General features: G+C 29.2%; 15 protein-coding genes. 13 read left to right on the top strand and 2 right to left on the bottom strand.

The genetic code is table 11. From position 1 onward, the window contains the following. Position 1 precedes the first annotated feature (1 nt). The gene (locus P8H50_RS06595) at positions 2-391 is read left to right on the top strand and encodes a hypothetical protein (RefSeq protein ID WP_300206878.1); all 390 of its coding nucleotides are present in this window, start codon (positions 2-4) and stop codon (positions 389-391) included. 16 nt (positions 392-407) lie between these two features. On the opposite strand, the gene P8H50_RS06590 is transcribed toward P8H50_RS06595, so the two are convergent. Beyond that, positions 408-1265, bottom strand: a complete 858-nt coding sequence (locus P8H50_RS06590; protein ID WP_300206876.1) for a GLPGLI family protein — start codon at positions 1263-1265, stop codon at positions 408-410. A 285-nt stretch (positions 1266-1550) separates the two neighbouring features. Here P8H50_RS06590 and P8H50_RS06585 point away from each other — a divergent pair, with 285 nt between their 5' ends. From P8H50_RS06585 to P8H50_RS06530, 12 genes are all read left to right on the top strand, one after another. Next, positions 1551-2825 (top strand): glycosyltransferase family 39 protein, encoded by a 1275-nt coding sequence (locus tag P8H50_RS06585; protein ID WP_300206874.1) that lies wholly within the window; start codon positions 1551-1553, stop codon positions 2823-2825. 267 nt (positions 2826-3092) lie between these two features. Next, entirely contained in the window at positions 3093-3383 is a 291-nt protein-coding gene (locus P8H50_RS06580) for a hypothetical protein (RefSeq protein WP_300206871.1), read from the top strand. Further along, a complete protein-coding gene (locus tag P8H50_RS06575) occupies positions 3370-4095 on the top strand; it encodes a glycosyltransferase family 2 protein (RefSeq protein ID WP_300206869.1) in 726 nt (241 codons plus the stop codon). Before P8H50_RS06580 ends, P8H50_RS06575 begins: the two co-directional genes overlap by 14 nt. 104 nt (positions 4096-4199) lie before the next feature. Next, the gene (gene trmD, locus P8H50_RS06570; RefSeq protein WP_300206867.1) at positions 4200-4877 is read left to right on the top strand and encodes a tRNA (guanosine(37)-N1)-methyltransferase TrmD; all 678 of its coding nucleotides are present in this window, start codon (positions 4200-4202) and stop codon (positions 4875-4877) included. 90 nt (positions 4878-4967) lie between these two features. Then, positions 4968-5453, top strand: a complete 486-nt coding sequence (locus P8H50_RS06565) for a GyrI-like domain-containing protein (protein WP_300206865.1) — start codon at positions 4968-4970, stop codon at positions 5451-5453. A 124-nt stretch (positions 5454-5577) separates the two neighbouring features. After that, a complete protein-coding gene (rplS, locus tag P8H50_RS06560) occupies positions 5578-5931 on the top strand; it encodes a 50S ribosomal protein L19 (RefSeq protein WP_300206863.1) in 354 nt (117 codons plus the stop codon). 830 nt (positions 5932-6761) lie between these two features. Further along, positions 6762-7334, top strand: coding sequence for a pentapeptide repeat-containing protein (locus tag P8H50_RS06555; RefSeq protein WP_300206861.1), 573 nt, complete (start codon positions 6762-6764; stop codon positions 7332-7334). Positions 7335-7499: 165 nt separating this feature from the next. Then, positions 7500-9719, top strand: a complete 2220-nt coding sequence (locus P8H50_RS06550; protein ID WP_300206859.1) for an NADP-dependent isocitrate dehydrogenase — start codon at positions 7500-7502, stop codon at positions 9717-9719. Between the two features lie 220 nt (positions 9720-9939). Further along, positions 9940-12315, top strand: a complete 2376-nt coding sequence (locus P8H50_RS06545; protein WP_300206857.1) for a TonB-dependent receptor — start codon at positions 9940-9942, stop codon at positions 12313-12315. Between the two features lie 3 nt (positions 12316-12318). Continuing rightward, positions 12319-13131: a DUF4249 domain-containing protein gene (locus P8H50_RS06540; RefSeq protein ID WP_300206855.1), complete on the top strand. Its 813-nt coding sequence runs from the start codon at positions 12319-12321 to the stop codon at positions 13129-13131. Positions 13132-13285: 154 nt separating this feature from the next. Next, a complete protein-coding gene (murQ, locus tag P8H50_RS06535; RefSeq protein ID WP_300206853.1) occupies positions 13286-14125 on the top strand; it encodes an N-acetylmuramic acid 6-phosphate etherase in 840 nt (279 codons plus the stop codon). Next, positions 14106-14336, top strand: a complete 231-nt coding sequence (locus P8H50_RS06530; protein WP_366900965.1) for a DUF6095 family protein — start codon at positions 14106-14108, stop codon at positions 14334-14336. Before murQ ends, P8H50_RS06530 begins: the two co-directional genes overlap by 20 nt. Position 14337: 1 nt before the next feature. On the opposite strand, the gene P8H50_RS06525 is transcribed toward P8H50_RS06530, so the two are convergent. Beyond that, positions 14338-14829 (bottom strand): hypothetical protein, encoded by a 492-nt coding sequence (locus tag P8H50_RS06525; protein ID WP_300206850.1) that lies wholly within the window; start codon positions 14827-14829, stop codon positions 14338-14340. Positions 14830-14980 lie beyond the last annotated feature (151 nt).

The raw sequence follows: 14980 nt of genomic DNA, 5'->3' as shown, positions 1-14980 counted from the left end.
AATGAAATTAATACTAAAAACAGCCTTTATACTTTGCTTAGCTAGTAACTTTAGTTTTTCTCAGGACTGCAATTCAATTCATGTTGGTAAGTTTAAAATAAACGACAATAAAATTAACTTGCGAACTATAATTGAAAGAACCGAAACAGAACAAATTGAAACTAATTTAAATACAGGTGAAACATTTACAGGGTCTATAGAATGGATTGACAAATGCACCTACATTTTTACTTACTTAAAAACAAACAGTAAAAACCCAAAATACCACTTTTTTGTTGGTAAAAAAATGATAGTTAATATTACGAATATTAAAGGTGATAAAATCTTTTTTAATTGTTCAATAGAAGAAATAGATTTTGAAATGTCTTATTTTATGACAAGAATAAATTAATTTAAAAGCATGTTAATTAACGACCTCTACTTCTACCACCACGATTATCTCTGAACTCTTTCATTTTATTTAGAACAATATCTTGATATTCAAGTTTAGTAACTTCCGCTCCTTTTTTTGGAGCAATAATTTCAATATCATCATCTGTATTTAAAATAATTTTAGAACACAACATTGTAGTATCTCCTGCACTTACCTCTAATATTAAACCTGCAAGTCCCCAATATTCTAACGGTCCATGTCCAACAGGTATTTGTGGTGTAAACCAAGCCTCAACCTGAGTCATCTCTACCAATTCTTCTTTTTCATCACCTGTTTCACTTTCGGTTTTCTCCTTAGTTCTTAGTTTATCCCAAGAAAAAGCATACCAAGTAAGCTCATTAGAAGGTATTAATGCGGTTGCTTTAAAACAGTTATATTTTCCTATTGTTTTGGTTTCTCCACTCATTTTCCAAGTAATAGGTTGTAAACTATCTTTAACCAAAAATTGCTTACCATAAAATTCCTGATTCTGGATTTGTGTGTTAGTTTTTACGTTTTTATATTGTGCTCCAGGAGTAAAGTTTTTTCCCCAAGAATCTGTAGCACCAGATAGTGCATCTAGTTTCTCTTCCTCTTTAAACATAGATTCTTCTCTATTAAATGTTAGAATATATGTTTTCTCTAATCGAGATTGCATTCTAGCAGCTACCTCTTTTTTTTGAGCCTCACTTAATCTAGCTCCCCAATTTCCTAAATCCATTCTTGTTTTAGACATGTAGTAAGATTGACCTTTAAAGTCTTGAGATGAATCATTAGATTTAACAAAATTAGATTGAAGTGGAATTAATAACCCAAGTACTAAGATTGAAATTTTAATTAAAAAAACTTTCATTATTTATTTATTTGTTTAACAAAACTACATAAATTTTAAACGTATATTGGTTTATTATAAAAAAATTAACATCATTTTTATAGAACCTATAATACTATGTAGCGACTGAAATAAATAGTTTAAAACTAACAAATTATTAAAAAAATTGAAACAGCTATTATGTTTGTAGAGTATATAAAAAACATTTTCTATATTAACATTCTGTTTACAAAAAATGTTAAGTGATTTAAAGCTGTTAATAACTTAAAACTTTAAAATTAGCTATTTGAAATCTCAAAAATAATAATGATAAAGTCTATAACCCATAAAAAATATATTATTAAAGTTATATATATTTTAATTTTAACACTAGGTTTTATAAAAATATACAGCAGTATTTTTGATCAAAAAATAAGTTTAATTGGTGACAATGCGAGTTATTACATATTAGGTCACTCAATTGCTAATGGTTATGGATATACAAATATTCAACATCTTGAGAGAGAAGCACATTATCATTATCCACCAGGATATCCTTTATTAATAGCAGGAATTACAACGCTATTTTCAAACGAAATTATACCTATAAAAATATTTAATGGCATATTACTTTTTGGTGCAATTTTACTTCTTTTTTTTATTATAAAACTAATATCCAAAAACATTCATATTGCTTTTGCTGTTTGTTTTATTAGTATGCTGAATTATCATCTTTTAGAGTATTCCACTATTATGATGAGTGAGATTCCGTTTCAGTTTTTTTCATTTTTATCTTTGTGGCTATTTTTAAAAATTAATTTTTCTCTTTCAATATCCAAAAATTGGAAATTTTGGGTTTTACTTATCTGTTTATCCTTTTCATTCTATATCAGGTCTATAGCTTTAGCTTTACTTGTAAGTTTTACATTTTTCTTACTAATAAAAAAACACTGGAAATATTTATTTAATCTTAATGCTGGCTTTTTGTTATTGTATCCACCATGGATGTTAAGAAACAGAAGTGTTTCTGGAAACACTTACATTTCTCAATTATTATTAAAAAACCCATATCAACCTGAATTAGGTAGCATTGGTATTACAGATTTAGTTGATAGAGTTTTATTAAATTTCGAAAGGTACATTACCAAAGAAATTCCTTCTGGTTTATTGCAAGTAAAAGACATCATGTATGAGGAATCATCAACTATAAAAACAGAATGGCTAATTGGATTATTAATATTAACGATAATTGTTTTTGGAATATATAAACTGCCTAACTTTAGAATCTTAATATTATCTTATGTAGTTGCCTTTTTATCAATATTAATGTTGTGGCCAAGCGTTTGGTATGGAACACGTTTTTTAGTACCAATAATTCCTTTACTTATTTTCTTATTTGTTTTTGGAATAATACAATTCTTGATTTGGTTAAACTCAAAATTATTTTCAAAATCTAGTCAGGATTTTGTAGCCATCACAGTTACACTAATTATAGGTTTTTGGTCTTTTGTATATGGTGATGAATCAATTACAAAATTAAAAGAACAAGCACAAGGAGTATATACAAACAATTATCAAAATTATTTTGCTTTAGCAGATTAGGTTAAAAAAAACACAGAAGACAATGCTGTAACTAGTGTAAGAAAAGAAGGACTGTTTTATTTATTCTCAAAAAAACCCGTAACTAATTACAAGAAAACACTCAATAGAGAGGAACAAATTGAATATTTAAAAAGTAAAAATGTAAACTATGTAGTAATAGAACAACTTGGTTTTTCTTCAACTAACAACTATTTATTACCAACTATAAATCGCTATCCAAACAAATTTAAAATTATTAAAGAACTTAAAAATCCCAATACCTATTTAATGCAATTTTTACCAAGTCTTGGTTATTCTGGTGATTGGAAAAATGAGAAAAGAAACGGTTTAGGTACATATGTTTGGGAAGATGGACAAAAATACACAGGCCATTGGAAAAATGATGTAAGACATGGTAAAGGAGCAGTCTATTTTAAAAATAGAGAAATTATATCAGGAGTATGGATAAATGGTAAACTTGAGGGAGAAGTGATAAAAAAAACTAAAGATGGAAAGATTTTAGAAAAAAGTATTTACAAAAACAACGAAAAAGTAAAAGTAATAGATGAAGATAATTAAACTCTCAATTATAATTCCAGTGTTTGACGAGGAGGCTTCAGTTAGCTTAATTTTGAATAAAATTAAAGAGGTACATTTAATAAATAATATTAAAAAAGAGTTTGTAATCATTAATGACAATTCTCAAGACCATTCTAGAAAAATAATCCAAGCATTTAACGAAGAAAATCCAACATTAGAAATCTTATTTATTAATAACGAAACAAACCAAGGAAAAGGAGCCTCTATCCAAAAAGGTATTTCTAAAGCTACAGGGGACTATTTAATTATACAAGATGCTGATTTAGAATATAATCCTGAAGAATACAATTTACTTTTAAAGCCTATTATAGAAGATGTAGCAGATGTTGTTTATGGATCACGATTTCTAAAAAACAAAGGTCGTAAGACCTCTTATTTCTGGCATTATAACGCTAATAAATTTTTAACATTTCTTTCAAATCTTTTTTCTGGTTTAAAGTTAACAGATATGGAAACCTGCTATAAATTGCTCGACACAAAAATGGTAAAATCTCTTCAACTGAAAGAAAAACGTTTTGGTTTCGAGCCAGAAGTAACTGCTAAAATCTCAAGAATAAAAAACATTCGATTGAAAGAAGTTAGTATATCTTACGAAAGCCGAAAGTATATTCATGGTAAAAAAATAGGATGGAAAGATGGTGTTAGAGCAATTTATTGTATTGTAAAATATGGTTTATTTAAAATAACCTAACCTTTAGATTTTTATTAAGAATCAAATATAGCAACACTACATCTTATACTAAAAATTCATCTTAAAAACATTTCATATATCTTTGCAATCCTATACTAAACATAATGAGAATAGACATTATTACCGTTTTACCAGAATTACTTAAAAGTCCGTTTGAAGCCTCAATTTTAAAACGTGCTATAGATGCTAATTTAGTTTCAGTTCACTTTCATAATTTAAGAGACTATACAACAGACAATTACAAATCTATAGACGACACACAATTTGGTGGTGGAGCTGGAATGGTAATGAGTTGTGAACCAATAGACAAATGTATTTCTAGCTTAAAAGCAGAACGCAATTACGACGAAGTTATCTACATGACACCAGATGGAAATACTTTAAATCAAGGTATGGCAAATACACTATCTTTAAAAGATAATATTATTATACTTTGTGGTCATTATAAAGGTGTAGACCAACGTGTAAGAGATATGTTTGTTACTAAAGAAATCTCGATAGGAGATTATGTGTTGTCTGGTGGAGAATTAGGAGCAGCAGTATTATGCGATACTATTATTAGATTAATACCTGGAGTTCTTGGTAACGAAACTTCCGCTTTAACAGATAGCTTTCAAGACAACCTATTAGCACCACCTATTTACACAAAGCCAAGAGACTATAAAGGTTATAAAGTGCCAGAAATTTTGTTTAGTGGTCATGCTGCAAAAATTGAAAAATGGCGCGAGGAGCAAGCATATAAAAGAACACAAGAGCGACGACCAGATTTACTTGAAGATTAAGTTAATCTGTAAGAAAAATTAAGTATGCCTTAAAAGCAAAGTTGCTTAATTAGTGTTTTATATCAAGAACAATTACATTATTAAACAAATATGAAACAAGCTCCAAAAATAGTAGCTTTAAAAGAAAAAAAATTAATTGGCAAATGCATTAAAATGTCCTTAACAGAGAATAAAACAGTAGAGTTGTTTTCTAGTTTTATGCCAAAACGCAAAGACATAAAAAATGTTGTAACCACAGATTTGTTTGAAGTATTAGTCTATGATAATGAATACTTCAAAAACTTTAGTCCATCAAATACATTCGTAAAATGGGCATGTATTGAAGTAGAGAATTATAATACTTTGCCTGAAGGTATGAAAACATTAAATCTAGTTTCAGGTTTGTACGCCGTTTTTAATTATAAAGGATTAGCCAAAGACTTTGGTGTATTTATGTCATATATTTATACTAATTGGTTACCCGAATCTAAGTACAAGTTAGACCATAGAGCTCATTTTAACGTATTAGGAAACAAATACAAACACAATCATCCAGAATCTGAAGAGTGTGTTTGGATACCAATACAATTAAAATAGACTTAAAAATTAAAAAAAATATTGCACATTAGTAATTAATACTTATTTTTGCAGCCAATTTCGGGTTAACCTCTGGCGATATACGTGAATGTTGTTCTGAATTAATATAAAAAAATAAATAAAGATGGAATCTTTAATTAAATTTGTACAAGACGAGTTTGTACCAAAAAAGGATTTTGCAGAATTTTCTGCAGGAGATACAATTACAGTATACTACGAAATTCGTGAAGGAGAAAAAAGTAGAACACAGTTTTTTAGAGGTGTAGTATTACAAAGAAGAGGAACTGGAACATCAGAAACTTTTACTATTAGAAAAATGTCTGGAACAATTGGTGTAGAGCGTATCTTCCCAATTAACTTACCTGCACTACAAAAGATTGAAGTAAACAAAAGAGGTAAAGTTCGTAGAGCTAGAATCTTTTACTTTAGAGGTCTTACTGGTAAAAAAGCAAGAATTAAAGAAGCGAGAAGAAAATAATCGATTTCTTTTTAAATAACATTAATAAGCCCATCTTAGTTAAGATGGGCTTTTTTGGTTATAAACAATTGTTAATAAAGTAAGTTTATAACTCGTTGATAAGTAGCGTTTTAAAAATCAAGTTTTACAATAAATAATTTATAATTTAGTAAAACAATTAACAACAACTTGAATTGGTTTCTGTTTAATACAGCATTTATGTTAATTAATTTTTTAAAACTTTGTTATGTAAATAGCTAATGAGTTTTAAAATAAAAGCTTAAAATTTATTTTTTAAGTAGTAATTGTTTTTTGAGGTTTTGAAATTACCCTATTTAGGTATTGTTATTTAAAAAACCATGATATTTTGAAAAATACAATATGTCTAGGCAGATAGTATTTAGATAAATTGAAAGTTTCCGTAAAAGTAGTAGATATCGAAAGAGAATACCAAAAGACGAAACAAGACTTTAATGTAAATACAACGTGAAAACGAAGTACACAAGTTAAAGTTTCAAGAAAAACAATTAACGATACAAAAGGAGTAACCAGTCAATACATTTTGAAAGTTACCCAAATGTATCATTGATGTAACAGATTTTGAATTGAAAAAATGCAAAGCCTTGGTTTTGGATTGAGTTAGTGAAAACTAAATAGATCAAGTAGATGTTACTTCAAGAAAGCCATAATATTAATAGTTAAATCTATTATATTATGGCTTTTGTTATTTTTATAAAACTATCATTTTTTGAAACCCTTTTTTCTTTAATGAGCATATCTATAGCTAGATATAAAACTTAAAAAAAGTAGTCCTATACTCTCAAAACAAGTAAAAACAGTACTTTTATAAAATGAATCTACCTCTTATAACAGATAAAACATTCAATAATATAGATTATACAATTAACAATCTATCTAAAGGCGAATACGATAATTGCACTTTCTCAAACTGTAATTTTAGCAACACTTTCTTATCCGGAATTTCATTTCTAGAATGTGAATTTACAGATTGTAACTTTAGCTCTGTTAAGCTAGGTGAAACAACATTTAAGGATATTATTTTTAAAGATTGTAAGTTAGTTGGTACTCCTTTTAATGAATGCAATACCTTTTTATTAGCAATGACATTTAATAATTGTCAACTAAACTTGGCCTCTTTTTATAATTTAAAGCTAAATAACACAAAATTTAATAACTATAAACTAGAACACACAGATTTTACAAACAGTAATTTAAAACAATCTACTTTTTTAAAATGTGATTTAAATAATGCTGTATTTGATAATACTAACTTAGAAAAAACAGATTTTAGAACAGCCTATAACTATTCTATTTCTCCATCCAACAATAAAATAAAAGGTGCTAAATTTTCTAAAAATGAAATTTTTGGACTTTTAAAAGACTATAATATTATAATTGAATAAATTTTTATCAAAAAAATTATCAATTTAATAAATTGAATCACTAATAATTATGGTCTAAATAAATTCTGTTAAGTCCTTACTTCAAGCTTTAAATTGCTCTCTAAATTTTGTATCTTCGTAATCCCGTAATTTTCGGAATTTTAAGAATCAAAACACCATAAATATATGTCTACAACACCAAAAATCATTTATACTAAAACGGATGAAGCACCAGCTTTAGCAACACGTTCTTTTTTGCCAATTGTTGAAGCCTTCGTAAAATCTTCAGGAATTAATATAGAAACAAAAGATATTTCGCTTGCAGCCAGAATATTAGCTGTATTTCCAGATTTTTTAAATGATGACCAAAAGGTGAGCGACGATTTAGCCTTTTTAGGTTCTTTGGCCAAACAACCAGAAGCTAACATTATAAAGCTTCCAAATATTAGTGCTTCTGTACCTCAATTAAAAGCTGCTATAAAAGAACTACAAGAACAAGGATTCGCAATACCTAGCTATCCAGACGAAACAACAAATGATAAAGAAAAAGATATCAAATCACGTTACGACAAAATTAAAGGTAGTGCAGTAAATCCTGTGTTACGTGAAGGTAATAGCGACAGACGTGCACCTAAAGCAGTAAAAAACTACGCAAAAAAGAATCCTCATTCTATGGGAGCATGGTCCAAGGATTCAAAATCGCATGTTTCTACAATGACTGCGGGAGATTTTGCGCATAATGAAAAGTCTGTAACTTTAGCTAAGCCAACTTCTGTTAAAATTCAACATACAGACACAAATGGAAAAACAACAGTTTTAAAAGATAATTTAGAGCTTTTAGAAGGTGAAATTATTGATGCCACCATAATGAGTAAAAAAGCTTTAATAGCCTTTTTAGAAGAACAAATTGAAGACGCTTTAGACAAAGGTGTTTTGTTCTCTTTGCATATGAAAGCAACGATGATGAAAGTTAGTGATCCCATTATTTTTGGTCACGCTGTTCGTGTTTTTTTTAAAGACTTATTTAAAAAACACGGTAAAACATTTGATAAAATTGGTGTAGATGTAAACAATGGTTTTGGTAACTTATTAAGCAACTTAAATGAGTTAACAGAAGAAAAACGAGAAGAAATAAGAGAAGATATTCGCTATGCCTTAGAGCATAGTGCAGATCTAGCTATGGTAAATAGTGAAAGAGGGATTACAAATTTACATGTGCCAAGCGATGTTATTATTGATGCATCTATGCCAGCAATGATACGTAACTCTGGGCAAATGTGGAATGCAGACGGAAAATCTCAAGACACAAAAGCGGTCATTCCAGATAGTAGTTATGCAGGAATTTATACTGCAACTATAGATTTTTGTAAAACTAATGGAGCTTTCGATCCTACTACAATGGGAACAGTTCCTAATGTTGGATTAATGGCCCAAAAAGCAGAAGAGTATGGTTCTCATGATAAAACTTTCGAAATCGCTTCTAACGGAAAAGTAGAAGTTATAGATGCTAACGGGAAAACTTTATTAGCACACAATGTTGAGACTGGAGACATATGGAGAATGTGTCAAGTTAAAGATGCACCAATCCAAGATTGGGTAAAACTAGCTGTAAGTAGAGCAAGAGCATCCAATACTCCTGCCGTTTTTTGGTTAGACAAAAACAGAGCTCATGATGCACAACTAATTAAAAAAGTAAACACCTATTTAAAAGACCATGACACTAATGGTTTAGATTTAAGAATATTATCACCAATAGACGCTACTATTTTTACTTGTAAAAGATTAAAAGAAGGAAAAGATACAATTTCAGTTTCTGGAAATGTATTACGTGATTATTTAACAGATTTATTTCCAATTCTAGAAGTTGGAACTAGTGCAAAAATGTTATCTATTGTGCCTTTAATGAATGGTGGTGGATTATTTGAAACTGGTGCTGGAGGTTCTGCACCAAAACATGTACAACAATTTACAGAAGAAAACCATTTACGTTGGGATTCTTTGGGCGAGTTTTTAGCTTTGGCTGTTTCACTTGAGCACTTTAGTCAAGTAAATAATAACCCAAAAGCAAAAGTATTAGGTGACGCTTTAGATAATGCTACAGAAACTTTATTAGAAAATAAAAAAGGTCCATCTCGTAAAGCTGGCGAATTAGATAATAGAGGATCTCACTTTTATTTAGCTTTGTATTGGGCTCAAGAATTAGCAAACCAAACAGAAGATAAACAATTAGCTAATGAGTTTTCTACGATAGCAAAACAATTAGAAGACAACGAAACTAAAATTATAAAAGAACTTAACGAAATACAAGGAAAACCTATTAATATTGGTGGTTATTACGAACCAAAGGAAGAATTAATTAATGCTGCTATGCGACCAAGTAAAACGTTAAATAGTATTTTAAACTAATACAAATAAAATATTAGTTGTAAAAAAAGCTCCTTTTTAGGAGTTTTTTTTTGGATTAGTACTAGCAACTGCATCCTTTTTTTGTTGTAAATATGCAAAAAAAAGATAGAGTGGATAACACAACAAAAACGTGTTTTTATGTTTTTGTAACGCCCAAATATTTGTTAAACTATTCATGAAAAATTGTGTTTTCCTTAACTTTACAAAAAAAAAGCTATAAATGAATCAATCAAAACTAGTTGCAGTTATTCTCCTATTATTGAGTATTAGTTTCGGTTTTGCACAAGAAAAATTCACATTAAGTGGTGTTATTCAAGATCAAGAAACCAACGAAACATTAATTGGTGTTACTGTTTTTTTTCCAGAATTAAACACTGGTACGTCTACAAACGAATATGGTTTTTATTCTATAACCTTACCCAAAGGAAACTATAAAATATCGCTTAGCTACATTGGATATAGCGATAAAATTGAAACTATTAATCTTGTCGAAAACCTTAAGAAAAATTTCATATTAGCAGAGGCTGCACAAAGTTTAGAAGAAGTAATAATTACGGAGAATATTGAAAAACTAAGTATTAGAAAACCACAAATGAGTGTTAATGCACTCACTGCTTCTACTATAAAACAAATTCCTGTAGTACTTGGTGAGGCTGATGTATTAAAGGCTATAACTTTTTTGCCTGGTGTTACAAATGCTGGAGAAGGAGCCTCCGGCTTTAATGTTAGAGGTGGTGCTGCAGATCAAAACTTAATACTTTTAGATGAGGCTACAGTATTCAACTCTTCGCATTTATTTGGTTTGTTTTCTGTTTTTAATCCAGATGCGATTAAAGACTTAAAATTATATAAAGGTGGTATTCCTGCTCGTTATGGTGGACGTGTGTCTTCGGTTTTAGATATTTATCAAAAAGAAGGAAATAGTAAGGAGTTTCATGCCAATGGAGGTATTGGTATTGTATCGAGTAGACTATTGGTAGAAGGACCTTTAAAAAAAGACAAGGGTTCTTTTTTATTATGTGGAAGAAGCTCTTATGCTCATTTGTTTTTGCCTCTTTTCGACTTAGATAACGTGGCCTACTTTTACGATTTAAACACAAAATTAAGTTATAAATTAAACGATAATAACAATATCTATTTGTCTGGATATTTTGGTAGGGATGTTTTTAATTTAGCAGATAGTTTCGAGAATACTTATGGTAATACTATTGTTAATTTTAGATGGAATCATTTGTTTAACGATAAGTTGTTTTCAAACATGTCTCTTATTTATTCTGATTACTATTACGGATTAAATCTTGATTTTGTAGAGTTTAAATGGAATTCAGGTATCCAAAATTTTAATTTTAAATACGATTTTAAACATTATCTAAACTCAAAATTTAAGTTACAGTATGGTTTAAATAGCACGTATTATAAATTTAATCCTGGAGAAATAGAACCTTCTACTCCTACTTCTGGAATAAATGCAGATAAACTTACAGATAAGTATGCTTTTGAAAATGCTATTTACATTGACACTGAACATAAAGTATCAAAAAATCTTACACTAGCCTATGGATTGCGATTAAGCGCTTTTATGCGTTTAGGACAAAATGAATTGAATATTTATGAAAACAATCAAGCAGTAATTTTTAATGATGATTTTCAAATTTATCAAAGTGCAGATGCAATAGCAACAGAATCCTCAAGTAGAAGTAAAACAATAAAATCATTTTTAAACTTAGAACCAAGGTTTTCTGCAGCCTACAAATTTAATCGGAATACTTCTGTAAAAGCGAGTTATAATAGAATGTCTCAATATTTACATTTATTATCTAACACTAGCTCTCCAACGCCTTTAGATGTTTGGGCTCCAAGTGGAAAGTTTATTAAACCACAAATTTTAGATCAATATGCAATTGGCTATTTTAAAAATATAAAAGACGGTGATTACTCACTAGAAGTAGAAACCTATTATAAAGATGTTAAAAACAGAATAGATTATATAGATGGAGCAAATCTTATTGCTAATGATGCTATTGAACGAGTAATATTAAATGGTAGAGCCAGAGCATATGGTTTAGAGGTTTTATTTAGAAAAAATGAAGGCCGTTTTAAAGGTTGGATTGCATATACACTATCTAAATCTGAACAAAAAACCGAAGGTCGCGCACCTAACGAAACCGGAATAAACAATGGAGATTGGTATAATACTGTTTTCGATAGAACACACGATATATCTATAACAACAAGTTATAACCTAAATAAAAAATGGGACTTTAATGCTAATTTCCTCTTTCAAACAGGAAGACCTACGACTTTTCCAAACGGACAGTATGAGTATAACGGAATAATTGTACCTAACTATAGTCCTAGAAACTCCACTCGACTACCAAGTTATCATCGTTTAGATTTATCTGCAACATATACACCAAAGCCAGAAAAAACAAAAGGATGGCAAGGCTCATGGGTCTTTGGCTTATATAATGCTTATAATAGAAGGAATGCAGCATCAATTTCATTCGGTCAAAATCAAGACTCAGGTAATAACGAAGCCACGAGATTATCTATTTTTGGTGCTGTACCGTCAGTAGCTTACAATTTTAAATTTTAGAAAATGAAAAACTTAAAATACATATTTATTCTATTGCTTATTTACACATCGTGCGAAGATGTAATAGATGTAGAAGTCCCAAATGCAGAACCAAGACTCGTTATAGATGCCTCATTAAATTGGTTCGAAGGAGATTCTGGAGAATACCAAACGATTAAATTGTCTCTTTCTGCACCCTTTTTCGATAATCAAATACCGCCTGCATTAGGAGCCATTGTTATTGTTACTGATAATACTAATACATATAACTTTATAGACTCTAACAACGATGGTACTTATGAATGCTTCAATTTCAATCCTCAAATAGGTCAAGAATACACCTTAAACATCAACTACAATCAGGAAAGTTATATAGGATCTGAAATCCTAGTTAGCGTTACTCCAATAGATTATGTAGAGCAAAATAATGAAGGTGGCTTTACTGGAGATGAAATTGAAATAAAAGCTTACTATACTGATCCTGCAGGAGAAGAAAATCAATATTTTTTTGAATTTAAAGAAGACACAGAGATCAATCCGAGTTTAGAGGTTTATGAAGATGAGTTTATAGATGGTAACCAAATTTTCGCTTTCTACTCAAATCCAGATTCAGAAGTTGGTAATCAATTAAGTATTAAAAACTACGGCGTTTCTAAACAATTTTACGAATTCATGTTTTTATTATTACAACAAACTTCAGATGGTGGAGGTGGTCCATTCGAAATCCAGCCAGCAACAGTTCGTGGCAATTGCATAAATCAAACAAATCCTCAAAACTTCCCTTTTGGCTACTTTAGAGTTTCTCAAGCCACAGAAGTATTATATACTATAGAGTGATACATTTTAGGCATGACCAAAACTTTTAAATATCAAGTCATAGTAATGCCTCTAATTATTTTTTTTTTGAATAAATATTAAAAAAAATAATAACACTACTACCTCTAAAACAATTACAGAGCAATAATCAAAACTAAAATTGTATTTTTGAATTATGACTTTTGAGAAAACAACAGAAAAAGAGTCTAAATATAATCATCTAGAAAAGATGAGTACTTTAGAACTTCTAAAAAACATAAATAAAGAAGACCAAACAGTTCCTTTAGCTGTAAAAGAAGCGATACCACAGATTGAAATATTAGTTGATCAAATAGTTTTAAAACTAAAAAATAATGGCAGATTATTCTACATTGGAGCAGGAACTAGTGGACGGCTAGGTATTGTGGATGCATCAGAATGTCCACCTACATTTGGAGTACCACACGAAATGGTTATTGGATTAATAGCTGGAGGAGATAAAGCTATTAGAAAAGCAGTAGAATTTGCTGAAGATTCAAAAAATCAAGGTTGGATAGATCTAAAAAGCCATAATGTTTCAACTAAGGATATAGTTATTGGTATCGCAGCATCTGGTTCTACTCCATATGTAATAGAAGCAGTGAAGAAATGTAATCATAATAATATTATAACAGGATCAATTTCTTGTAATAAAAATAGCCCGTTGTCAAATTCTGCAAAATTTCCAGTAGATATAGTCGTAGGACCTGAGTTCTTAACTGGTAGTTCTAGAATGAAAGCTGGGACTGCACAAAAATTAGTTTTAAATATGTTAACAACATCAACTATGATAAAGCTTGGCAGAGTGAAAGGAAACAAGATGCTTGATATGCAACTCAGTAATAATAAACTTGTAAATCGAGGTGTTAAAATAATAATGTTGGAACTAAATATTGATGAACAAAAAGCAATATCATTATTAAAGGATAATAATAATAATGTAAGAGGTTCAATTAATGCTTACAATATATCTATAGATGGAAACGAAAAAAACTAATAGGAATGTATTAATAAAAGGAATAAAAAAAATGGGTATAACTGTTATCCTTATGTTCTTGGGTCCAACTCTAATATATATCTCATTTAGTAATCAAGAAAGAGTTTTATTTATTCCATTATTAGTATTAGGGATTATATCTTGTTGTAGTGCTATCTATTTAGCCTATAGAGGTATAAATACAATTTTAGATAGTATGTTTAAAAATTAATTTAGTTTTCTTTTGGTGTTGTAGGATTGTAACCAAAACCAGAGTCTTCTATTTTTATGTTTAATCTATCAAGAATATAACCAATAATAGCATAATGATGAATTGTATGACTATTTGCCTGGGATAATAAAGCATCAAAAGTATAATCTATCTCTATTTTACCAGTACCTAAATCATCTATAACTTTAATATGCTTAATATTTGAATCTTTGATGTTATTAAGTCTATTTATAATAATATCATAATACTCTAATGATGATTTACAACATACTTCCACAGATAATTTACGCTCTCTCGAAGTTAAATCGACTTTACCTTTATCATTAAATTTTAATGAACAATCATAAAAGTCAAATATATGTCTTATATGTGTTCCAATACTAGAATAGTATGGTGATACGCTAGCATCACTAAGTTCTTTATTTGAGAGTTTTAATAATATACTTTTGGATTTTTTAAGAGTTAATAGTGTAGATTCTATAATCATATTCATAAAAACGAAATTAAAGAGAATAAATCATATTATAAAATTATTAACCGTATTAGTAAAAACATTTAAAAGTTATATACAAAAAAATCCTCAACAAATAATGTTGAGGATTTCTAAAAAAGGCGACGACCTACTCTCCCACAAATGTAGTACC

Origin of the sequence: Lacinutrix sp. (assembly GCF_029238095.1) — a bacterium.
Classification (GTDB): domain Bacteria; phylum Bacteroidota; class Bacteroidia; order Flavobacteriales; family Flavobacteriaceae; genus Lacinutrix.
Note: the sequence above shows the minus strand (reverse complement) of the source record. Positions and strands in the feature narration are given on the sequence as shown.